The following is a 22,228-nucleotide window of genomic DNA, read 5'->3' on the forward strand; positions in this document are numbered from 1 at the left end:
CTCGGACTACTCCCCGCCCGACACTGCCGCGGCCCGAGGCGCACGAGCGCTGTGCGAGGCCTTCCACAGCCCTGCGATGGTCAACCACGTCACGCGGTCCTGGCTCTGGGCCGAGGCGTTCGCGATCGTCGAGGGTCGCACGGGCATCGACCATGAGCTGCTGTACACAGCTGCTCTGCTACACGACATCGGGCTCGTCCCCTCCTACGACAACCACACGCTCGGCTACGAGGAGGCCGGCGGCTTCGTCGGCGAGGCGCTCACCGCCGGCGCCGGCTGGCCGGCTGACCGGCGCCGCCGCGTGAACGAGGTCATCGTCCGGCACAACTGGCCCGAGGTGGATCCTGCACTCGACGTCGAGGGCCACCTGCTGGAGACGGCGACCGGACTGGACATCTCCGGCCGCCGCGACGAGGACATCCCACTCGCTTTCCGCCGCGAGGTGCTCAGCACCTACCCCCGCCTCGACCTTGCCGAGGAGTTCGGTGCCTGCGTACGGGATCAGGCCGCGCGCAAGCCGCACAGCCAAGCCCGACGCCTCGTCGACGGCGGGCTCGACCGGAAGCTCGGCGAGAACCCGCTCGAACAGCTCCCCTCCTAGCGCATCGACCGTTCCCAACGTCGAGAGGCCCGGAGCGCGAGCCCTTGTGCGCTGGAACAGCCCATTGCAGGGCCTGCGGGTTCTCGGCCGCCGCCCGATCCGTCGGGACCACGAGTTCCACCTGCGGGCGGGCGAGGATCTCGCGGGTCCGATCACGCAATGGAGCCCGAGCTTGGCCGCCCCTTTCGCGTCAAGAACATTGCCGCGGGACCGGCGGCGGCACGGCCTGTCCCGCTTCCCCATCCGCCCATGAGTCTCCGGACCCCGCGACGGGGGCGCGATGCGATACGACGGATCGGCCCGCACCGAGCGATTCATCAGGCGGCGGCGCCGGCTCCAGGCCCACCCGGTTCCCTGTCGTCGCGGCGGCGAGTGTTCCGGCCCCGTGGTGGCCGGCGGGCGGTCCGCCGGGTGAGGGCGGTCAGGCGCGCAGGACGACCTTTCCGGCGACGGTGCCGGACTCGGCCAGGCGCAGGGCCTCGGCGGCACGGACCAGAGGGAGTTCGGCAGCGATCTGCGCGGTGACGTCGCCGTCGTGCACCGCCTGGAACACCGCGGTGAGGTCGGTGCGCAGCCGGGCCCGGAAGCGGTGGCGGTTCAGTGCCCGGCCGGCCCAGACGTTGTAGAAGTGGGCGGAGCGGCCGTTGGGCAGGGCGTTCCACAGCCACACCCGGCCGAGCAGTTTGAGGACGGGCCACTGCTGGGAGCCGTCGTCGTCCCGGGTGGAGGCGGTGCCGTAGGAGACGAGCGTGCCGCCGGGGGCGAGCAGGCCCCAGGAGTCGACGGCGCTGCGGCCGCCGACGTGGTCGAAGGCGGCGTCCACGCCGCCGGGGGCGAGTGCCCGGACTCTGGCGGGGACGTCCTCGGTGCGGTAGTCGATCGGGGTCACTCCGCGGTCGCGCAGTGCCGGGTGGTGGCGCGCGGACGCGGTGCCGATCACGTGCGCGCCCGCGGCCCGGGCGAGTTGGACCAGGACGGAGCCGACGCCGCCGTTGGCGCCGTGCACCAGGACGGTCTGCCCGGGCCGGACGCGGGCCTTGCGGTGCAGCATCTGCCACGCGGTGATGCCGTTGACCACCACGGTCTCGGCCTGTGCCGGGCCGATGCCCTCGGGCACCGGGACCAGGTCGGCGGCGTCGACGACCACGTGGCTGGCCCAGCCGCCGACCTTCAGCAGCGCGGCGACGCGGGTTCCGACCAGGGCGGCGTCGACGCCGTCGCCGACCGCGGCGACCGTGCCGACCAGGTCGTAGCCCGGCACGAAGGGGAAGGGCGGCTGGTCGTAGTAGCGGCCGCGGCGCATCTGCTGCTCGGCGAAGGAGACACCCGTCGCCTCCATCCGGACGACGGCCTGTCCCGGGCCGGCGACCGGGACGTACCCGCGGCGCACGTACAGGCCCTCCGGCTCGACCTTGCCCGGTAGGACGACCTCGATCAGTTCCCCGGCGTTCACGATGACCTCCCTCGGTTCCCCATCCGATCCGTTAGCGGATGGCGCTTACGTTAGAAGTTGTAACGCACGGGCGAGTGACGGTCAAGAGCTTTCGCTATACCCTCTAACTGCACGGAATGAAGGGAACGAGCACATGGCCACCGCCGGCAACGGAACCCCCGCGCGTACTACCGCGCCCAACTGCGCGCCGAGGCCCACCTCGCCACCGCCACTGCCCTCGACGGTGCGGATCCGGAACCCCAGCACCGGCACCCAGGTGGGCGAGCTCAGCACCGGCCACACAGCGCCCCCGCCCGGCCAGAGCCGGAGCGGGGACGGGGGCGCCTTCCTGCGTTCCTCGCTCAGTACGTCGGGCAGATGTGCTTGCGGACGACCTCAAGGATCCGCTTCGACTTCTCGGGCCCGAAACCGTTCGGATGCTGCGCGCTGGTGAACCTCTTGCCCGCGAGGTCGACAAGCCTCGGCTGGTCGTTCGGCCACTCGGCCACAGAGGTGCACTGATCACGGCCGCGGCTCACGGCCCGGTCGATCTTGTCGCTGACGATCTCCGGATCGATGGCCGTGAGCGCGGCGATGTAGGCCGTGGTGGTCGTGGCGTCCGGCTTCGGCGGCGGCCCACTCGGCTTCGCCCCGGCCGCCGTGGGCGCCGCTGCCCCGGCGTCAGCCGGCCCCGGGGGCGCAGCGGGGGTGGCGGCCGCCGAGGTCGGCGGTGTCGCGGCCGCACTGCTCGGTGCCACAGCCGCCCCCTTCGAGCTGGTGGTCGAGCTGGAGCAGGCGGCCGAGCCGACGGCGAGCAGCGCGACGACGACGGCCGCGACGGTGGTACGGGTGCGCATGGTCCCCCCTGGGAGGGGTGTGATGTGGGGCGACGGTACTGCATCGACGGCATCAGCGTCCCGGCCCGGCCGGCAGGCGGGCCTACTCGGTGCTGTCGATCGTGGCCTTCGCGGCGTCGAGTGACCGCTGCCAGACAGCCTGCCGATGGCCGGCCCGCCGGGCTTCCTCCCAGAAGGTTTCTTCTCGTGGCGCGGCTGGCTCGCTAGGTCCGGCGTCCGCTCCGCCCGCGCGGAGGTGACCCGCCCCTCGCCGAGGACGTTAAGCGGCTTCAGGCGTCCGCTCCGCCTGCGCGGAGGTGCCCCGACACACGTGATGGCCACCGTGAGTGCCAGTTTGCAAGCTTCCGGGCAGTGTTTGGCCAGGTCAGGAATCGAACAGGGCTGGGTTCATTGGGCTGCGGTTGGGTTGCTCAGGCGGTCACGCCTGGCCCGCTGCCGGGGCAGTTCGGCGTGGCGCACCGTGTTGGAGGCCAGGGCGATGACCGCGCCCAGGCTGGCGAGGATGCCACAGCCGGCGAACACCGGAGCGGAGCCCCAGGCCCCGATGGCGGCACCGACCAGCGGGTAGCTGAGGGGGGCGATACCGACCATGGTGAGCATGACGACGGAGGTGACCCGGCCGAGGTAGGCCGGGTCCGCCGCGGTCTGCATGAGGGCGCTGTTCAGACTGCCGAAGACACCCGCACACAGTCCGATGACCGCAGCCAGCACCACGGCGAGCCAAAGGGTGGGCACCAGTGCGATGGTGGCCGCGCCCACGCAGCCCACGAGCAGTGTCCCGGTCATCATCAGGCCGGCACGGGGCAGCCATCCTGTGATGGCAAGCAGTGAGGCGCTGGCAGCAGCTCCTGCACTGAAGCTGCCGGCGATCCAGCCGTAGCCGGAAGGGCCCCAGCCGCGTTCGGCGTTGAGGAGCACCATACCGACGTTGAGGGTGCCGATGAGCCCGAGTTCGCAGACGGCGCCGGCGACGACGAGCGGGCCGATGAGGCGGTGGCGGCGGATGTAGCGCAGGCCGTCGAGCAGGTCCTGCCGCGCGGTGCCGGGCTCCGGCCGCTCGGCGTCGCTCGCCCCGAGGGGCCGTATCCGTATCGTCAGCAGGAGCGGCAGGGACAGCGCGATGAGCAGTCCGGCGACGGTGAAGGCGGCTGCGGGTCCGCCGACTCCCATGGCCAGACCGCCGATCGGCGGGCCCGCGATCTGGCCGAGGCGGGTCGACAGCGAGCGCATGCCGGTGACCCGGGCCAGCTGGTCGGGGGTGGTGATCCGGGACGGGAGGGCACCGACAGCGGGTACGAAAAGCGCGTCCACGGCGCCGAAGACAAGCGCCACCGTGACCAGGATCCACAAGGCCGGCGCCGTCAGTGCGATGCCGGCGGCCACCGCCAGGACGAGGATGCAGCGCAGCGTGTCACTGCCGAGAATCACCCGGCGGGGGTCGAACCGGTCGGCCACCACGCCCCCGCCGAGCATGAGTAACGCTCGTGGTAGCGCTCCGGCGGCCATGACGAGGCCGACTTCGGTGGGACCGGCAGCCTTCTGGGCGGACCAGCCCAAGGCGACGAAGTACACGCTGCCGCCGACGATGGAGACCGTGTAGGCGGTGAGCCAGCGCAGCACGTTGGCGTCGCGGTGAGCCGGTGTGGTGGCGCGTTCGGGCAGGACTGTGTGCGGGGCAGCCATGGTGGGCTCCAGGCAGTCGGGAATTCGGCTGGGTCAGGGCCGGAAAGGGAAGCCGTAGACGTGCACGGACACGTGCTCCCGGTCCTCGGTGTCGCCGGCCGCCTTGGCAGCCTTGCCGTGCTCCCGCCAGCGTCGGGCGAGCGCCTCAAGCTCGTCGCTCATCTCGGCGAGTTCGGACGGGGTGAGGTCGAGGAGCCACTCGGAGGTGAAGGACGCGTCGGTCCACGCCTTCCCCCAAGCGGACTTCTGGTCGAGATACGTGCGGTACTGGGCGACGCGGGTGTCGAATATCCCTCGGGTCACTGCGCCGACCGCGGCGGCGCCCTCGGGCGTGTCCGCGAAGTCCGAGTCGCGAAAGCCCCACCCCTCTTCGGAGACGACCTTCCACCACCGCTCGCGGCCGTCGGCGCTCTGGTCGCTCGCCTGGGTCACGAACCCGTGCTCGGCCAGCTTGCGCAAGTGGTAGCTGACCAGCGAGGGCGTTTCGTCGACATGCTCGGCGAGCTGAGAGGCGGTCGCGGTGCCTGCGGCGTACAGCAGCCGGTACAGCTGCATCCGCAGCGGGATCATGAACGCCCTCAACCGTGACAGGTCGGTGATCTGCTCAGGCCGGTGCTTTGGTCGCATGCACTCACCGTAGGTATGAAGCGAGCACTTCGCAATAGCCGCTTCAGAGTTGGCTGGCCGAGCAGCCCGGCTCCGTGCGCAGGAGGCTGGAGACAGCCAGCCCAGGTCGACTTGACTGCCGCTGACGAGGTCAGCGCCGACTGTCTCCAGGGGCAAACAGGCTGGTGGCCGTTCAGGTACTTCTTCGTCCAGGTCACGAGCTTTCCGGCATAGCCGGAGTCGGCCCAGACGATGGTGATCTCCGGGTGCATCAGCCGCAGCCGGAACAGCACTTCCTTCGCCGCTTTACCGGCCGGTGGCGCAATCACATCGCGCTTGACCAGCATCTATACATTGCGGACATTCCCGCGAGGCCAAGGTTTCGCGCATCCGGACGGGGCGCTGTCATTTGCTGTAGGGAGACTGACCTCATGAACGCTTCCTTTCCGTCTGACACCGAATCACGAAGCTCTGAGCAGCCACGTCGACGCCCCCGCTGGAGCACGGTTCATCGGTCCGTATCTGGCGATCGGCAGATACGGACCGGGGTCACCGCCCCAACAGGCCGTGTTCAACATCCCACCCCGAGGGGGATGTCACCGAACGGACCAGCTACTCCCAGGGGTTGTTGCCCGACTCCCATCCCGCAGCCTCGTCCTTGCTGTGCAGGAACCGCAGGTCCGCCATGCCCTGGCGCGAGGAGTCGCTGATCGGCCATGGCTGCCACTCGTCGCGCAGCAGCTTGAGCAGGAACTCGGCCATACCGCACGGATACACCGACCATTCGAGGTTCCCGCGCGAGTACACCGCGACCGGCCATCGGTCCGGGTCCGGATCCGTCGTGATCCAGCACAGGGTATCGGCCCCGACCGTCCATCCCCAGATGAGCAGGTCCTCCAGCCGGTGCCGGCCTCTGTCGGCAGGAGCCCACTCGTTCAGCAACTCGTCCGCGAGCGCTGCCTCCGAGAGACGCGAGACCGTGCCTACCTGCGGCTCGTTCGAAGTGACGGCCGGGATGTGGACGCCGACCATCTCCTCGATCGAACCGCTGCCGAAGGCTGTGACGAACGCCCGGTAGTCGGCCGGGAATGACGTTCCGTAGACTCTCTCCGCCGCACTCCAGTCGACGGTGTCCCCACAGGTGGGCCCGATGCACGACAGCACTTCTCCGATACCCGCCATGGCGGCGATTGTGGCGGACTGATCGTCACTCACGCTACGGCTCCCATCGGGTCGGGGTTTTCTTGCCCATGTTGTGCCATTGTCCATCCTCAGTCATACCGGGTTCCGTCCCCGGATGAGGACAGCATCCGAAGACTGATCACAACATCACACAGGCCCTGGCGGCCATCTCGCTGAGCACGTTCATCTGAACTTGGCTGGGCACTTCAACGAGTACGAGGACACTGACCCAGCAGTCCCGCCTTCTTCCGGACCGAACTCGGCCTCGCCATACCCCAATAGCACGTGGGCTTACGTGAGTTCGCCCGGCCGACACTTCAGAATCTCTGAACTCACGGAAGATCGGGATCGAGAGCTTTGCCCGGGTGCGCCGAGTTCACCGCCCGCCCGGCCGTTCCCGACCCGGCCGGGGTGGTCGAGCGGGTGAGGCGGTGGGCGTCCGGGCACTGATCACGGAGCCCCGGACCAACCGGGCGCCGTGGGCCCCTGGATCGTGACCGGTCCCGGCGGGCCCGTCCTCGACGGCGGTGCGGGCCGTGCGCCCGAAAGCGGGCGGAGGGTCACAGGTGTGGCAGTGCGAAGGGAACGTGCCCCGTGGCGAGACCGGTGCTGCCGAGGAGGCGGCCCATGCGTTTGCGGGAGTGCAGGAGGACGGTGCGGTCGCTGATCCTCAACTGGGGGAAGCGTTCCGCGAGTTGTGCCTCGAAGGGGTCGATGGCGTGCAGGCCGCGGAGCCACGCCATCACGAGCAGGTTGTCGGAACCGCTGACGGAGACGGCGAGGCGCACCTCCTTGGCCCGGGCCAGCGCGTTGCCCGTGGCCGCGAGATGGGTGTGGGGGACCACGGCGCGGTAGAGCACCACGGTCGAGAGCCCCGCGAGGGGGTGGGCCAGGTCGCAGCGGAAGGTGATGTCGCCGTCCCGGACCATCCGCTGGAGCCGGCGGCGGGCGGTGTGTTCGCTCATCCCGGCCGCCGCGCCGAGTTCGGTGTATCCGAGACGTCCGTCGACACCGAGCGCCGCGAGCAGGGCTTGGTCATCCGGCGGGCGCGGCGGGTGCATGCGGGCGCTGTACACGGTCGAGCCCGAACTCCGCGGAGCCGCGAGCTCGGTGTGCCCGGCGGGCTCCATGGCCCGCATCCGCCAGTCGCCGCCTTCGCTGTACAGCGTGATCCCGAGGCGGGTCCGGGTGGACCGGACCCCCTTCAACCCGCCGATCAGGCCGTGCACCGAGCGGCCGAGGGACGGCAGGTCGGCCGCCGCGACGGATGCCAGGAGGTCGAAGTCGCCGGCGGTCTCGTCGACGCTGAAGACCCAGGGCATGTCGGCCAGGGCCCGGCTGACGGATTCGAGCGCCCGTGGCCGGCAGCGCACCTCGACGTAGCCGACGGTGGCCGATTTCGCCGCGTCGTAGGCCGTGACCCAGGCCAGGCCGTTCGCACGCAGCCGCTCCCAGCGCCGGGCCGCCGTGGTCGCGTCCACGCCCAGCGCCCGGCCGACCTGGGACCACGGCGCCCGGGGCGCGGCCTGCAGGGCGTCGACGAGCGCGAGGTCCAGTTCGGAGAAGCGCACGTCCGCGGCGGCCGGGCGGGAGTCGGGCGGGCGGGAATCGGGCGGTGCGGCGCTTTCCCTGATGTTTTCCTGCAATTCCTCGGGTATTCCGGTCACAGGTCGGATGGTAGGGGCACTTCCGGCCGATGCCCAGTTTCGGCCACGGTGATGAGGAGTGCCGCGTGTCTGCTCCGTCCCCGCAGTCCGCCCGGAGAACGGTCCGGATCACGATCGTCCTGTTGTTCGCCGCCTGGCTGGTCGACTACGCCGACCGGCTCGTCATCAATCTGGTCCTGCCCTCCCTCGGCGCCGAGTTCGGGCTGAGCCGCGGGCAGCAGGGCCTGATCGTCTCCGCGTTCTTCCTCGCCTACGCGCTCGCCCAGATACCCGGCGGCATGCTCGCCGACCGGTACGGCGCGCGCCGGGTCACGCTCTGGGCCCTGCTGGCGTGGTCGGTGTTCACCGCGCTGACCGGCTTCGCCTGGTCGTTCGTCGTTCTGCTGGTGCTGCGGTTCGCGTTCGGTGCCGCCGAGGGCGTCTTCCCGCCCGCCGCGCTGAAGGTCCTCGTCGAGCGGACCAGGCCGGACGAGCGGATGGCCGCCAATGGCCTGATCATGAGTTCCAACGCGATCGCCGGTGTCCTCACCCCGCTTCTCGTCGCTCCCCTGATCGCGGTCTTCGGCTGGCGTTCGGCGTTCTTCTCCACGGCGGCGCTCGGCGTGTTCGTCCTGGTGGCGGTGCGGACGCGGCTGCCCGCCCCGCTGCCCCGGACGGAACCGGCGACGGCCACGGTCCGCGCCGGCATCGGCGATGTCCTGAGGCTGGGCGTGGTCTGGCGCTTCAGCGCCATGATGTTCGGCTACAGCGCGATCGTCTGGGGCTTCAACACCTGGGTCCCCTCCTACCTCGGCGACGAGTTCGGACTCTCCCTCACCGCGGCCGGAGCGCTCATGGCGGTCCCGGCCCTCGCCGCCGCCGGGGCGACGGTCATCGGCGGCCGGATCTCGGACCGGCTCGGGGGCCACCACCGCAAGGTGATCCTGCCCGCCATGACCGTGGCCGCGCTCGCGCTGCTCCTGGTCGCCTTCTCCTCCTCGCTCACCGGCTTCGTCGTCTTCGGCACCGTCGCGTCGGTCGCCGTCTCCCTCTGCTACATGCCCGTCTTCGCCGTCCCGCTGAGCGGGCTGGCACCGGAGCGGGTCGGCGTGGGCAGCGCGGTGATCGTCCTCGGCGGCCAGGTGGCGGGCATGGCCGCCCCTCCCCTCGTCGGCGCGCTCGCCGACGCCTTCTCCTTCCGGGTGGCCTTCGCCTCCCTGGTCCTCGGCGCCGGCATCGCCGCCGCCATGGCTCTCCTGACCCCACAGGACGCCGCCTCCTTCCGGACCGCCACCGGCGCGTCCGGCCTTCCCGAGCCCGCAAAGGAATCCGCATGACCGCCGCCTCCCTCCCCCGCCTGCTGACGGCCCTTCCCGACCGGCTCCCCGACCTGCGCGCCGTCTACGAGGACCTGCACGCCCACCCGGAACTGTCGTTCCAGGAGTTCCGCACCGCCGGGATCGTCGCCGACCGCCTGCGGCGGCAGGGCTGGGACGTCACCGAGGGCGTCGGCCGCACCGGGGTCGTCGGGGTCCTGGTCAACGGCGAGGGCCCCGTGGTCCTGCTCCGCGCCGACATGGACGGCCTCCCGGTCCGGGAGCGGACGGGGCTGCCGTACGCCTCCCGCGAGACCGCCGTCGACGCTGACGGCAACGAGGTGCCCGTGATGCACGCCTGCGGCCACGACATGCACGTCACCTGCCTCCTCGGCGCCACCGCCCAGCTGGCCGCCGCCCGTGAGGAGTGGCGCGGCACGGTCGTCGCCGTGTTCCAGCCCGCCGAAGAGGTCGGCGGTGCGCCGGCGATGATCGAGGACGGCTTCCTGGAGCGCTTCCCCCGCGCCGACGTCTGCCTCGGCCAGCACGTGGCACCGGCGCCCGCCGGGTTCGTCGGCACCCGGCCCGGCCCGCTGATGGCCGCCTCCGACAGCCTGCGGGTGCGCCTCTTCGGGCGCGGCGGACACGGCTCGACGCCCGAGTCGACCGTCGACCCGGTCGTCATGGCCGCCGCGGTCGTCATGCGGCTGCAGACGATCGTCTCCCGCGAGACGGGGGCGGCGCAGACCGCGGTGGTGACCGTCGGCTCGCTGCACGCGGGCACCAAGGAGAACATCATCCCCGACACCGCGGAGCTGCGGATCAACATCCGCTCCACGACTCCCGCGGTCCGGGACCGGGTCCTCGCGGCCGTCGAACGGATCGTCCGCGCCGAGGCCGCCGCCTCCGGTGCCCCGGAGGACCCGGAGATCACCGCGATCAACTCCTTCCCCCTCACCGTCAACGACGGCCCCGCCACGGACACCGTGGTGACGGCGATCGCCGAAGCCCTCGGCCGGGAGCGGGTCTTCACCCTGCCCCAGCCCCTCACCGGCAGCGAGGACTTCGGTGTCTTCGGCACGGCCCTCGGTGTTCCCTCGGTCTTCTGGCACTTCGGCGGCGCCGACCCCGCGCTCTTCCGGGACATCGACCCCGCATCGCTGGTGACGGACGGTCTGCCCGACACGGTCCCCGCCAACCACTCACCGCACTTCGCCCCCGTCCCCGACCCCACCATCCGGATCGGGGTGACGGCCCTGCTCGCGGCGGCCGCCCCGTGGCTGTGCCCCGAGGACGCCCGTGCCGACGGCGGCCGTGCCGACGGCGACCGTGCCGACGGCGACCGGAGCGGCTGGAACGACCGGAACGGCTGACGCACGGCTCCCCGGCCCCGTACCTCCCGCACGTCCTGCTCTCCCTCTCCCTCCCCCCCTGCCCCGGCTTTCCGGAAAGGCCTCCGCATGAACGTGTACGACTCCGGATCCGACCTCGCCTACCTCAGCGCCACCGAAGCCCGACGCCTGTTCATGGCCCGCGAGCTGTCCCCGGTGGAGCTGATGCGCGCGGTGATCGACCGCGCCGAGCAGACCGAGCCGGTCGTCAACGCCTTCACCGAGCGGCTCTTCGACGAGGCGCTCGAACAGGCCCGGCACGCCGAGGACCGCTTCCTCGGCAAGGGCGGCCTGGCGCCGCGCCCGCTGGAGGGCATCCCGGTCGCGACGAAGGAGAAGCACGCCATCGCCGGGCGCTCCCTCACCGAGGGCTCGCTCGTCAACGTCGGCACCACGGCGACCGAGAACGCCCCGGTGGTCGACCGCATCCTGGAGGCCGGCGGCATCATCCACGCCCGCACCGCCACCCCCGAGTTCTCCATCGCCACCTTCACCCACAGCCGCCTGTGGGGCGTCACCCGCAACCCCTGGAACCCCGAATTCACCCCCGGCGGCTCGTCCGGCGGCGCGGGCGCCTCACTCGCGGCCGGCACCGCGCTCCTCGCCTCCGCCTCCGACATCGGCGGCTCCACCCGGATCCCCGCGGCCTTCACCGGCACCGTCGGGTTCAAGGCCCCCTACGGCCGGATCCCCGGCGTCGCCCCGCTCTCCGCAGACCACTACCGCGGCGACGGCCCGATGGCGCGGACCGTGGACGACTGCGTCGCGTTCGCCAACGTCCTGGCCGGCCCCGACCCGCGCGACCACGTGTCGCTGCGCCCGAAGCTCGTCCTGCCGACCGAGTACGACACGGTCGCGGGGATGCGCGTGGCGCTGTGCCTGCGCCTCGGCGCGTACGACGTCCACCCGGAGATCGAGGCCGACACCCGCGCCGTCGCCCGCGCCCTCACCGACGCCGGCGCGGTCGTCGAGGAGATCGAACTGCCCTGGACCAAGGACGACCTCCTCCTCAGCCTCGCGGCGCACTTCTCCTCCATCTTCGGAGCCCTCGTCTCCGAGATCGAGGCCGAGCACCGCGACCGGATGTCGGCCTACGCGGTGGCCTTCGCGGACACCATGGCGATCGCCCGCGAGCGCGTCAGCTACCTCGACGGCCTGCGCGTCGAGACCAGGATGCAGCGCGAACTCGGTGAGGCGATGGCGCCCTTCGACGCCCTGATCTGCCCCACCACAGCCGTCCCGGGCCTGCCCGCCGGAGACGACCTCCTGGACCGCCTGGTGGTGAACGGCGAGGACCACGGCGAGCCCCTGTGGGCGTGCATGACAGCCCCCTTCAACATCAACAACCGCTGCCCCGTCCTCAACGTCCCGAGCGGCCGATCCAGTTGGGGCGTGCCAACAGGCGTCCAGATCGTCGGCCACACCTACGACGACCCGACCGTCTTCAGGATCGGCAAGGCCCTGGAGCACCTCCGCCCCTGGGCCTACACCCCGGACCACCGTCCGGCCGCCGCGCGCGACCAGGCCTCAGCCGGGACCGGGCCCCGCTGACAGCGGCGACCGCCGCGGCGCTGGTGCCGCCCGGGGCCGCCCCGCACGGGTTCGTGCGGGGCGGCCCACCCTCTCCGGGCGCGCCCGACGCGGCCGCGCGGCGCTCTCCCGGAGGGGGAACCACCGCTTCGACCACCGCGGGTCCGCCCGCCTCCACCAGGCCCCCGACCGCCTCGGCCACCTGACCGGCGCGCAGAACCGCCCCGCCGAACCCCGCCGCGCCTGCGGACGATCTCCACCCCGCCGGTCGGGCCCTCCTCCAGCGCGGCATCGAACCGGGTCAGGGCCACTCGGAGCCTCACCCGCAGGGTGCCGGTGAACTCGCCCGGATCCAGCGGCTGACGGATCGCGCCGTGGTGCACGTCCCGGTTGTCCTCGAAGTCCTGCGGCAGGTCGCCCTCCGGGTCGCGCCATCGGCTCGCGCCGACCACCCGGATCTCCCGGCGCCGCAGCGCGTCCCGCAGCGAGACCAGGACGCATGCGATCCCAACTCCTGTAAGCCGAAAGCAACTTGCGGAAGTCGGCCATGTCCGTCCCGCTGACCGACGACGAACGCGCCGCCGTCGACGACGGCCATGGCGCCGATCACCACGCGGATCAGCTCACCGACCTGTTCGAGGTCATGCTCGGCACCGGCACCCGCCGCGGCGAGACCCTCGCCCCGCACCGGTCCGACGTGCACCTCATGGAGCACAAGTGACCACAAGTGGCCGCGGCGAAAACTGTTGAGCAATGAACAAAGGAATGTGACATATTATTTGGCCCGGTCGAATCCGGACGTACCATCACGATTCCTCCCAGGGGGGTGCACCCTCACCCCTCCTGAACCCTCGAACAACTCCTGGAGTCCCCCATGAGAGACCGCATACCATCCGCCGCCGGCGGGGAACACCCGGCAGCCGAACGCCGGTCCCGGCGCCTGCCCGGCAGGGTGGTCCTCGGGGTCCTCGCCGCCTCGGCGCTCGCGTTCGCCCTGGCCACGGCACTCGTCGCCCCGTCAGCGTCGGCCGCCACGAGCGCGGACAAGACCCCGGCGGGCAAGGCCGCTCGGGGGACCGGCGCCCAGCGGCCGATCGGCCCGGCCCCGACGGTGGACCTGCTCGCGCACGGCAACCTCACCATGGCGTCCAACTCGGTGCTGACCTGCGACGACAGCGACGGCTCGGTCTGCAACGACACCGAGGGCACCAACAACGGCCGCACCAAGTACGTGAAGACCGACCCGAACGCTCCCGGCAACAACGCGTCCTCCGCGCAGCTGGTGATCCCGGCCGGGGCCCAGGTGCTGTCGGCCCGCCTGTACTGGCAGTTCAACCCGACCAACACCAGCACCGCGGGCGGCACCTCCGGGGACATCGACACCGGCAACACGGTGTCCTGGAAGGTCCCGGGCGGCTCCTCCTACGAGCAGCTCACCGCCGACACCTACGACTGGTTCGACCAGCAGGTCGGCGGCAACCCGCCGGAGCCGCTGCTGGCCGGGGCCGGCGTGAAGGACGTCACCGCCCAGGTGAAGGCCGCCGGCCCGGGCAACTACACCGTCGCGGACATCCAGGCGTGCGCCGGACGTTCCTCCGCGCAGAACTTCGGCGGCAACAACGTGGGCTGCTGGGGCGGCTGGTCGCTGGTGGTGGCCTACGAGAACCAGGCGGAGCCGCTGCGCTACCTCCAGGTCTGGGACGGCTTCCAGCTGCTGCGCCACCCCGACAACCTGGCGACGCTCACCCTCTCCGGCATCCACACGCCCGCCACGGCCCCGCGGGCCACCATGGGGGTCACCGTCGGCGACGGCGACGTGCCGATCCAGGGCGACCAGCTGCTGGTCGGTTCCTCGACCGACAACCTGACGCTGCTGCCGATGCCCGGCCCCGCCGGCGCCGTCACCGACAACGCCTTCGCCGGCCGGATCGACAACGTCACGGCGAACGGGACGGGCACCAACATCACGACCCGCTCCCCCGCGCCGGTCAACAACTACGGCTACGACGCCCGGATGATCGACGTCACCGGCAAGATCCCCGCCGGCAGCACCCAGGCCGTGCTCCGGATCAACGGCGCGGGCGACGCACTGCACCCGCAGGCGGCCTGGCTCGCCGTCGACGCACTCGAACCGGATCTGCAGATCACCAAGGCCAACAACCCGGCCGGCTCCACCACGAACAACCCGCCCGGCACCGTCGACCCCGGCGCCGAGATCACCTACACCTTCACCGTCGCCAACCGGCACAAGGACGGCAGCACCGCCGACCTCGACACCGCCACCGGCGTCACCCTGACCGACGTGCTGCCCGCCGGCACCAGCTACGTCGACGGCTCCGGCCCCGGCTGCACCGCCGCCGGACGCGACGTCACCTGCACCGCCGCCGACCTCGCGCCGGGCGCCGAGACCACCCTCTCCTTCCGCGCCCGGGTCGACGCCGGGCTCGCGCCGGGCACCAAGCTCGACAACACCTCCTCGCTCGCCTACCGCGGCGCCCAGACCGGCCGCGACCAGCAGCGCACCAGCAACACCGTGCGCAACACCGTCTCCGAGCACGCCGGCTACCGGCTCGCCAAGACCTCCGACAAGGCCCAGGCCCTGCCCGGTGACACCGTGAAGTACCAGGTGGACATCACCAACACCGGGAACGCGCCGATCACCGGACTGAACGTCACCGACGACCTGAGCGCCGTCCTCGACGACGCCACGTACAACGGTGATGCCACCGCCACCTCCGGCAAGGTGTCCTACACCCAGCCGGTGCTCGGCTGGACCGGCGACCTGCCGGTCGGCGGCAGCGCCCGGGTGACGTACACGGTGAAGGTGAAGGACCCGGCCGCCGGGGACCACACGCTGCGCAACACGGTGGTGTCCGACCGGCCCGGCGGCAACTGCCCGGCCGGCTCGACCGCCGGCGAGTGCACCGCCACGGTGACGGTGACCACGTCCACGCCGTCCCCGACGTCCTCGCCCTCGCCCTCGTCCTCCTCCTCGGCGACGGCAACCGCGACGGCGACGCCGACCGACAGCCCCAGCTCCCACCCGGAGCCCACCGGCACGCAGCCGCCGGGCGCCGGCGCCGGCAGCAGCGGCGGCGGCGGCCTCGCCGCGACGGGCAGCCAGGTCGCGCTGATCGGCGGCATCGGCGCCGCCGTCGTCCTCGGCGGCGCGGCCCTCGTCCTCGCCTCCCGCCGTCGGAGTCACCGGCACTGACGCCCCGCTCCTGAAATGAAGGCGGCCCCACCGCAGTTGTCGGTGGGGCCGCACGCGGGCTCGGACAGGAGGAACGGGCGGCGAGCACGCGGCACACGAGGCCGAGCAGCACGCGTCGGCCGGGCAACCACCCCGCGGCGCCGGACACGGAAAGCTGGTCTTTCCTCGTTCCGCTGACACATGGACGTCTCCTGCGGCATCGTCGGTCCCGCGCCCCGGCGGACGGGTGCTCAGGACGGCCGGATCCCGGAGGGACACCGTGGGCGAGCGGGAAACGTGGACGACGGACGAGTTCGGGGACTCACACGAAGGCGCCGTCGGCGTGCTCCTGCCCGACGGCACCGTTCCCGAACCCGCGTACCTGATCCTGACGGAGCACGGGGCCGGGCGGGTAACCACGCAGTGGACCGTGTACGACGGCAGCGCCGGCCTGCGCCCGCGGGCCCACGCCCTGCGCGCCGTGTGCTCCTGCGGCTGGACCGGCGCCGCGCGCGCCCTCGACTGGGACCGGTTCGGCGAACAGACCCTCGGCGAAGCGGCCGTGGACCTGGCGACGGAGTGCGAGGAGGAGTGGGACGGGCACGCCGCCGAGGTGGAGAGGTCCGCTGTGGCCCTGCCGGAGGAGATCAACGAACTGCTGCGCCGCCTGGCCGACGGGATCGAGACGTTGGGGAAGGACTCCCCGCTGGCGGCACTGAGGGCCGCCAGGATGCTGGAGGTGACGGCGGAGCGTACTGCCTACTGGCCCGCCCACGATGCCCGGCGAGACCTGAGCCTGGAGGAGACCTCCGCCGCGCTCGGCCTGAACGAGGACGGCGCCCGTCGGCTGCTGGGCCGCTTCGGACGCTGGAGCCCGTACAGCTGAGACCCTGACCGGCGGCAAGGGACGGGCGGCGCACCAGCCGCCCCGACGACTGCGGGCACTGACGCTTCCGACGGCATCCGGTCGATGTCCACCGGGTCGTGACACCCCGGCGGTACCGCCGAGTCAGGGTCCGATCAGGTGGCGGGGCACACCAGCGCACAGGGGGTCCGTCCGTCCTTCGATCGTGCCGGCTCGGTGTCTCGGCCCGCTCCGCGCGCGCCGCGCTACCGGTCGGACGGCCGGCCTGCCCGGCGCCACGAGGGGTGCCGGGCGGGCCGGTTCAGCGCAGCACCTCCAGCTCCGGCCAGTCGTCGCCGGGCCGGTCGAGGAAGCCGGTGGGCCGCCCCGTCAGGTACCGCGCGAAGAAGGCGGCGACGGCGGTGCGCTGGGCGGCCAGGGAGCGCCGGGGGTCGACGGTGCCGATGAGTCCGGCCGCGTCGGGGACCGGGAGGCGGCGGACGAGCTGGGGCAGGAGGACCTGGAGGTCGGTGTACGAGCCGTGGGCGGCGTTCCGCAGCCGCAGGGCGTGCCGGGGGCCGGTGGACGCGGCCCAGAAGGAAGCCCAACTCGGTTCGGTGCGCAGGGTCTTCGTACCGGAGGCCATCAGCAGGAAGGGCTTGGCGAGGCCGCTGTCGGCGACGGGTCCGAGGAGGGCGCCGTCGAGGTCGGCCGCCGCGCGGACGCGGGTCTCGTCGTGGGCGAGCTCGGCGGCGACGGAGCCGCCGAGGGACTGCCCCAGCACGCCGGTCCTGGCCGGGTCGGCGGCTTCGGCGAGCCCGTCCGGGAGTGGGCCGGTGCCGCTGTCGGGGCGGTCCCCGCGGGCGAGCCGGTCGAGTGCGCCGAGGACGAAGCGGGCGTCGGCGAGGCGGGCCCGTGAGTGCCCGGCGAGGAGGGCGGCGATGACCTCCGGGGTGAGGTCGTCGGGAAGCGGGAGGGCGCGTTCGACCCGGCCGCCGGGGAACTCGACCTGTTCGGCCTCGTACGTGGAGTCGAGGGCGACGACGAGGTGGCCGCGGCTCGCCAGTTCCTCGGCCAGGGTGGTGCCGAGGGCGCGCGAGCCGCCGTCGCCGGAGGAGAACAGCACCACGGGCAGCCGGCCGGCGCGGCGGGCGACGGGCGCGCCGGTGCGGGCGTGGGTCCTGATCCCCCGCCAGTCGGCGGCACCGGCGGGGACACCGAGGGCCGGTGCGGAGTGCGCGTCCCAGTCGGCCGCCGCGGCCGGGGACAGCCAGGGGGCCGTCGGATGCCCGGCGCCGGGTTCCGCCGGGTACCAGAGGCCGGCCATGAGCTCCCGGTAGGGCTTGGCGGGCAGGAGGGGGTCGGGGCGGCTGTCGTCGACCAGGTGCAGCGCGACGGTGCCCACGGGCCAGGGCCCGGTGGGCGCGGGCAGGCGCAGTGGGACGGGGGCGCCGGGGGCGTGCGCGGGGCCGTGTCCCCCGGCCGGGGTGGCGGGGCGGCTTTCCGCGGCGAAGGCGGGGGCGGCGGCCACGGTGGCGAGCGCGGCGGCGCCGAGCGTGCCGAGCAGGGCGCGGCGGGTCGGGGGCATGGGCGGGCTCCTCGGGCAGTGCGGATACGGGGTCGCCACCAGGATTCCGCCGCCGGGGGTGCGGGGCGCCCTGCCGGGGGACGATCCCGCAGGTGGGCGCGGGTCGCCCCGGGGCGCGTCCGCTCCTCCGCGCGGAGGAGCCCCCGGTGTTCCGGGGTCTCCCCCGGTCTCCGCCGCTGGGCGGACGCCTCAGCGGGCGCGGGGGCCCTACCGTGGGGCTCCGGCGAGGACGCCGGACGACGCGGACGCGAGGACGGACACGATGGCCGAGACCGGCGCGGTACGGACGGGCCCGCCGGGCGCCCTCGCCTGGCTGCCGGGGCGGGTGCCGCCCCTGGTGGCGGACGCCGCGCTCGCGGCGGCCCTGTTCCTGGTGACGCTCGGGCCGGGGCGGGTGGCGGACGGTACGGGCTTCGCGTTGCAGACCGCTCTGGTGCTGCCGTTGGTGTGGCGGCGGCGGGCGCCCCGGGCCGCGTTCGTGGTGATCGCCGCCGCGGCGCTCGCGCAGTGGCTGCTGGGTGTTCAGCTGCCGGCCGACGCGGCGTTGCTGGTCGCCCTCGGGACGGTGACCGCGCGGGCGCCGTACCGGTCGGCGTGGGCGGCGGCTCTGGTGGCGGTGGCCGGGACGGTGCCGGCGGCGGCGCGCTGGGCGCCCGAGGGCCGGTTCCTCGCCTCGGCCGCCGCGATGACGGCGGCGGTTGCCGCGAGCGCGCTGCTCGGGGCCAACGCCCGGATCCGGCGGGCCGCGCGGGCGGAGCGGCTGGCGCGGCTGGAACGGGACCGCGACGAGCGGGAGCGTCGGGCGGTGGAGGAGGAACGCGCCCGGATCGCGCGGGAGTTGCACGACAGCGTGACGCACGGCCTGTCGGTGGTGGTGGCGCTGGCGGACGCGCTCGGGCACGCGCGGCCGGCCGACGCCTCCGCTGTGACGGCCCGGATCGCGGAGACCGGGCGGCAGGCGCTGACCGACATGCGGCGGGCGCTGGGCCTGCTCCAGGACGCCGGTCCCGACGCGGGGCCCGGGGACGACCGGCGCTCGCCACCGGGGATCGGGCAGCTCGGGGCGCTGTGCGAACGGACGGAGGCGGCAGGCCTCGTGACCCGGCTGCGGGTGGACGGCGAGGCCGCCGGGGTGCCGGCCGCGGCGCAGCTGACGGTGCACCGGCTCGTCCAGGAGTCGCTGGCCAACGCGCTGCGCCACGCGCCGGAGGGGGCGCGCGCCGAGGTGCGGGTGTCCTGCGCGCCGGGGGCGGTCACGGTCGAGGTGACCGACGACGGGCGGGCCGCAGGGACCGGGCGACCGGGATCCGCCGGGTCCGGGCGGGGTCTCGCGGGGATGCGGGAGCGCGCCGCGGCCTTCGGCGGGGTGTTGGAGGCGGGCCCGCGGCCGGGCGGCGGCTGGCGGGTCTTCGTACGGCTGGATCCCGGGGGCGCGCCGTGAGCGTCCGGGTGCTGCTGGTGGACGACGAGGAGCTGCTGCGGCTGGCGTTCGGCATGATCCTGCGCGCCGAGCCGGACATGGAGCCGGTCGGGGAGGCGGCCGACGGGGCGGCGGCGGTGGAGCTGGCGCGGCGGCTGCGGCCGGACGTGGTGCTGATGGACGTCCGGATGCCCGGCACCGACGGCATCGAGGCGACCCGGCGGCTGCTGCGCGAGGTGCCCGGGACGCGGGTGCTGGTGCTCACCACCTTCGACCTGGACGCGTACACCTTCGACGCGCTGCGGGCCGGGGCATCCGGCTTCCTGCTGAAGAACAGCCGGCCGGAGGAGCTGCTGGGGGCGATCCGCGACGTGGCCCGGGGGGACGCCGTGGTCTCCCCCCGGGTGACCCGGCGGCTGCTGGACCGCTTCGCGCACCGGCTCCCCGCCGCCGGGGGCGACGGTGGCGGGGGCGACGCGGAGCGGCTGCGCGCGCTGACCGCGCGCGAGCGGGAGGTCCTGCTGGGCACCGCCCGCGGCCTGACCAACACGGAACTCGCCGCCGCCCTCGGTCTCGCGGAGCCCACGGTGAAGAAGCATCTCGGCCGGGTCATGGCCAAGCTGGATCTGCGGGACCGGGTACAGGCGGTGATCTTCGCGTACGAGTGCGGGCTGGTCGGACCGGGGTAGGCGCGGGCGGCCGCCGGGCGGGGGCCGGCGGCTCGGGCGAGGTCGACGGCGGTCCAGGAGATGGCGACGGCGTCGTTCTCGTCGAAGCGGCTGGAGAGCGGGCAGTCGAAGGGGCCGCCCGCGAACCCGATGGCTCGTGCCGGGAATCCCCTCCGACCTGGAAGGCGGTTCGACGCGGTGTCCGGGATCGCCGGGCAGGGAGGTCCCCCGACCGGGGGAACTCCTCGGGCAGCGTCCGCGAGGAGTCGGCCGGCCGGGTGACCGCCCACCGGCGACGATCACCACGGGGCTGGTGGAACTCTTCAACGGACCGTTCTCCCCCCGCTGTTGGGAGGCGGTACGGTGCGCGGATGCATACACGTGTGACGGGCATCGCCGTGCGGCGCGGCCGGATGCTGCTGCTGGACCAGGACACCGAGGGGCCTCGGAGGTGGTCCCTGCCCGGCGGGAAGGTCGAGGGCGGCGAGACCCTGGCCGGGGCGCTGCGCCGGGAGATGCTGGAGGAGACCGGGCTCGACATCGAGGTCGGCCCCCTGCTGTACGTCTGCGACGTCACGGCCGGGGCCCGGTGGGCGAGAGCGCCGCGCAGCGCCAGGACGGCCGTGACCAGCGCCGAGAGTGCGGTGCGGCGGCCTGCGAGGGTGGTGCGTTCGGGCTGGAGCCCGGGATCGCCCGGGGTCATGCCGCCCGCACGATCAGCAGAAGCAGGCCGAGGCCGGTCAGCGCGGCACCCGTGGCCAGCACCGGCAGCAGCCGGCTCGGCGGCAACGGCCGCCGGTGGCGCATCGCCCGCTGGACCGAACGCCACCGGAAGTAGGCCGTCGTGCACAGCAGAGCCCCCACCACCGCCAGCCCGGCACCGAGCACCTTGTCCGCCACGACCCGGTCGGGCCTGGTCCTCGGACGCCCGGGTCCCACGCGCGGGACACTGATGGCATCGAGGACGGCGGGCAACATCGTGCAGTCGGCCGTGTTGCCGGAACTCAGCACGATCGACAGCGGCAGGCCCCGACCGTCGACCGCCAGATGGATCTTGGTTGTCAGCCCGCCCCGGGACCTGCCGAGCGCCTCGCGGCGCGCAACTGCTGCCGGATCATCCGATTCGTCCTCGGGCTGATCCCCTTTTTGCGGGCACCGGCCGCGTGCTGGTGGGCCCTCGCGGCGGTGGAGTCGATCGAGACCGTCCACTCCACGGTCCCCACCGAGTCGTTGCGGACCTGAACCTCCTGCAGAAGCGCGGCCCACGTGCCGTCCTTCTCCCATTGGGCGAAGCGCCGGTAGACGGTCTGCCACGGCCCGTACCGTTCGGGCAGGTCACGCCACGGGGCACCCGTGCGCAACCGCCACAGAACCCCGTTCACCACCTGGCGGTGATCCCGCCAAGGACGCCCAGCACCGTCCCGCTGCGGCAGCAACGGCTCAATCCGAGCCCACGCAGCATCCATTATCTCTCCTCGACCCACCACAAGATCAATTATGAAACACGGCCAGGCCCCGCACGGGGGCAAGACCCCGGGAGCAGATCGCGGTGAACGGAGACAGCCCGACCCATGGACCAGAAGCCGGACGTGAACGACACCGGCCGACCGCGGCGACGGCGCCGCAGCCGGCAGGAGACCGAGGCCGACCTGCTCGACGCGGCGCGCCGGCTGTTGCAGCGCGACGGCGTGCTCACGGGCGTGAACCTGCGGGAGATCGCGACCGAGGCGGGGGTCAACCACGGGCAGATCTACCAGTACTACGGCAGCCGCCAGGCCCTGCTGCGCGCCTCGGTGGCCGACCTGGTGGACCGTCAGGTGGCCGAACGGGAGGCCGGGTTCTGGGACCTGCCGTTCGCCGAGCGCCGGGCCGAGATGTTCCGGCACCGGATCGCCGAGCCCGAGGTCGTCCGGCTGGAGGCCCTGCTCGCCCTCGACGGCGACGAGGGCGTCAACCCGCTGCCCCGGTTCGCCCAGACCCGCCGCAGCCTGGAGCGCGACCGCCGCGAGGGCGCGCTGCCGCCCGACAGCGACCCGGTGGCGGCCCACGTCATGGCCGCCGCCACCCTGGTCGGCTACGTGATCTTCCGCGAGGCGTACGCCCGTGGCACCGGCATCCCGCTCGACGAACTCGACGAGCGCGCTGAACGCGCCTACGCCCGGATGGTCGCCGGCCTCACCGGCGACTCCCCCTCGGAGGCGCGGAACGGCGGATGACGGGACGGCGGATGACGGAGCGCGGATGACGGGGCGCGGATGACGGGCGGATGCC

17 protein-coding genes and 4 pseudogenes are annotated in these 22,228 nt (G+C 73.2%); 11 read left to right on the forward strand and 10 right to left on the reverse strand.

Annotated elements, in window-relative coordinates:
• Nucleotides 1-76 precede the first annotated feature (76 nt).
• Nucleotides 77-601 (forward strand): HD domain-containing protein, encoded by a 525-nt coding sequence (locus ACZ7C5_RS18910; RefSeq protein WP_401086248.1) that lies wholly within the window; start codon nucleotides 77-79, stop codon nucleotides 599-601.
• Between the two features lie 421 nt (nucleotides 602-1,022).
• Here ACZ7C5_RS18910 and ACZ7C5_RS18915 read toward each other — a convergent pair whose 3' ends face one another.
• The 7 genes and pseudogenes from ACZ7C5_RS18915 to ACZ7C5_RS18945 form a co-directional block, all read right to left on the reverse strand.
• Nucleotides 1,023-2,054 carry a medium chain dehydrogenase/reductase family protein gene (locus tag ACZ7C5_RS18915; protein WP_470323019.1) on the reverse strand — a complete coding sequence of 344 codons (1,032 nt, stop codon included), beginning with the start codon at nucleotides 2,052-2,054 and terminating at the stop codon, nucleotides 1,023-1,025.
• A gap of 341 nt (nucleotides 2,055-2,395) precedes the next feature.
• Nucleotides 2,396-2,890 (reverse strand): hypothetical protein, encoded by a 495-nt coding sequence (locus ACZ7C5_RS18920; protein ID WP_470323020.1) that lies wholly within the window; start codon nucleotides 2,888-2,890, stop codon nucleotides 2,396-2,398.
• Nucleotides 2,891-3,277: 387 nt separating this feature from the next.
• Nucleotides 3,278-4,573, reverse strand: coding sequence for an MFS transporter (locus tag ACZ7C5_RS18925; protein WP_470323021.1), 1,296 nt, complete (start codon nucleotides 4,571-4,573; stop codon nucleotides 3,278-3,280).
• Nucleotides 4,574-4,606: 33 nt separating this feature from the next.
• Entirely contained in the window at nucleotides 4,607-5,200 is a 594-nt protein-coding gene (locus tag ACZ7C5_RS18930; RefSeq protein WP_470323022.1) for a helix-turn-helix domain-containing protein, read from the reverse strand.
• Between the two features lie 170 nt (nucleotides 5,201-5,370).
• Nucleotides 5,371-5,481: pseudogene (locus ACZ7C5_RS18935) on the reverse strand (IS5-like element IS4811 family transposase); the annotation flags it as partial.
• Between the two features lie 310 nt (nucleotides 5,482-5,791).
• Nucleotides 5,792-6,394: an SMI1/KNR4 family protein gene (locus ACZ7C5_RS18940; protein WP_470323023.1), complete on the reverse strand. Its 603-nt coding sequence runs from the start codon at nucleotides 6,392-6,394 to the stop codon at nucleotides 5,792-5,794.
• Nucleotides 6,395-6,921: 527 nt separating this feature from the next.
• The gene (locus ACZ7C5_RS18945) at nucleotides 6,922-8,028 is read right to left on the reverse strand and encodes an Lrp/AsnC family transcriptional regulator (protein ID WP_470323024.1); all 1,107 of its coding nucleotides are present in this window, start codon (nucleotides 8,026-8,028) and stop codon (nucleotides 6,922-6,924) included.
• Nucleotides 8,029-8,093: 65 nt separating this feature from the next.
• Between ACZ7C5_RS18945 and ACZ7C5_RS18950 the strand changes: the two genes are divergently transcribed.
• From ACZ7C5_RS18950 to ACZ7C5_RS18975, 6 genes are all read left to right on the forward strand, one after another.
• Nucleotides 8,094-9,344 carry an MFS transporter gene (locus tag ACZ7C5_RS18950; protein ID WP_401086265.1) on the forward strand — a complete coding sequence of 417 codons (1,251 nt, stop codon included), beginning with the start codon at nucleotides 8,094-8,096 and terminating at the stop codon, nucleotides 9,342-9,344.
• On the forward strand, nucleotides 9,341-10,696 hold the full coding sequence (locus ACZ7C5_RS18955) for an amidohydrolase (RefSeq protein WP_470323025.1): 1,356 nt from the start codon (nucleotides 9,341-9,343) through the stop codon (nucleotides 10,694-10,696). The genes ACZ7C5_RS18950 and ACZ7C5_RS18955 overlap by 4 nt, the downstream gene beginning before the upstream one ends.
• Before the next feature lie 87 nt (nucleotides 10,697-10,783).
• Nucleotides 10,784-12,265, forward strand: a complete 1,482-nt coding sequence (locus tag ACZ7C5_RS18960; RefSeq protein WP_470323026.1) for an amidase — start codon at nucleotides 10,784-10,786, stop codon at nucleotides 12,263-12,265.
• Nucleotides 12,266-12,791: 526 nt separating this feature from the next.
• On the forward strand, nucleotides 12,792-12,965 hold the full coding sequence (locus tag ACZ7C5_RS18965; protein WP_401086274.1) for a hypothetical protein: 174 nt from the start codon (nucleotides 12,792-12,794) through the stop codon (nucleotides 12,963-12,965).
• A 153-nt stretch (nucleotides 12,966-13,118) separates the two neighbouring features.
• A complete protein-coding gene (locus ACZ7C5_RS18970; RefSeq protein WP_470323027.1) occupies nucleotides 13,119-15,458 on the forward strand; it encodes a DUF7927 domain-containing protein in 2,340 nt (779 codons plus the stop codon).
• Between the two features lie 322 nt (nucleotides 15,459-15,780).
• The gene (locus ACZ7C5_RS18975; RefSeq protein WP_470323028.1) at nucleotides 15,781-16,323 is read left to right on the forward strand and encodes a hypothetical protein; all 543 of its coding nucleotides are present in this window, start codon (nucleotides 15,781-15,783) and stop codon (nucleotides 16,321-16,323) included.
• A gap of 280 nt (nucleotides 16,324-16,603) precedes the next feature.
• Here ACZ7C5_RS18975 and ACZ7C5_RS18980 read toward each other — a convergent pair whose 3' ends face one another.
• Nucleotides 16,604-17,869, reverse strand: coding sequence for an alpha/beta hydrolase family protein (locus ACZ7C5_RS18980; RefSeq protein WP_401086283.1), 1,266 nt, complete (start codon nucleotides 17,867-17,869; stop codon nucleotides 16,604-16,606).
• Between the two features lie 262 nt (nucleotides 17,870-18,131).
• On the opposite strand from ACZ7C5_RS18980, the gene ACZ7C5_RS18985 reads away from it, so the two are divergent.
• From ACZ7C5_RS18985 to ACZ7C5_RS18995, 3 genes and pseudogenes are all read left to right on the forward strand, one after another.
• Nucleotides 18,132-19,310: a sensor histidine kinase gene (locus ACZ7C5_RS18985; RefSeq protein ID WP_470323029.1), complete on the forward strand. Its 1,179-nt coding sequence runs from the start codon at nucleotides 18,132-18,134 to the stop codon at nucleotides 19,308-19,310.
• The gene (locus tag ACZ7C5_RS18990; protein ID WP_470323030.1) at nucleotides 19,307-19,978 is read left to right on the forward strand and encodes a response regulator transcription factor; all 672 of its coding nucleotides are present in this window, start codon (nucleotides 19,307-19,309) and stop codon (nucleotides 19,976-19,978) included. Before ACZ7C5_RS18985 ends, ACZ7C5_RS18990 begins: the two co-directional genes overlap by 4 nt.
• A gap of 350 nt (nucleotides 19,979-20,328) precedes the next feature.
• Nucleotides 20,329-20,508, forward strand: a pseudogene (locus ACZ7C5_RS18995) (NUDIX domain-containing protein); the annotation flags it as partial.
• A gap of 56 nt (nucleotides 20,509-20,564) precedes the next feature.
• Here ACZ7C5_RS18995 and ACZ7C5_RS19000 read toward each other — a convergent pair.
• Together ACZ7C5_RS19000 and ACZ7C5_RS19005 are read right to left on the reverse strand one after the other, a co-directional pair.
• Nucleotides 20,565-20,660: pseudogene (locus ACZ7C5_RS19000) on the reverse strand (DUF202 domain-containing protein); the annotation flags it as partial.
• A 185-nt stretch (nucleotides 20,661-20,845) separates the two neighbouring features.
• A pseudogene (locus ACZ7C5_RS19005) lies at nucleotides 20,846-21,444 on the reverse strand (IS5 family transposase); the annotation flags it as partial.
• Nucleotides 21,445-21,528: 84 nt separating this feature from the next.
• Here ACZ7C5_RS19005 and ACZ7C5_RS19010 point away from each other — a divergent pair.
• Nucleotides 21,529-22,173, forward strand: a complete 645-nt coding sequence (locus ACZ7C5_RS19010) for a TetR/AcrR family transcriptional regulator (protein ID WP_470323031.1) — start codon at nucleotides 21,529-21,531, stop codon at nucleotides 22,171-22,173.
• Nucleotides 22,174-22,228: the final 55 nt, after the last annotated feature.

It is taken from the genome of Kitasatospora sp. NPDC036993 (assembly GCF_055607525.1).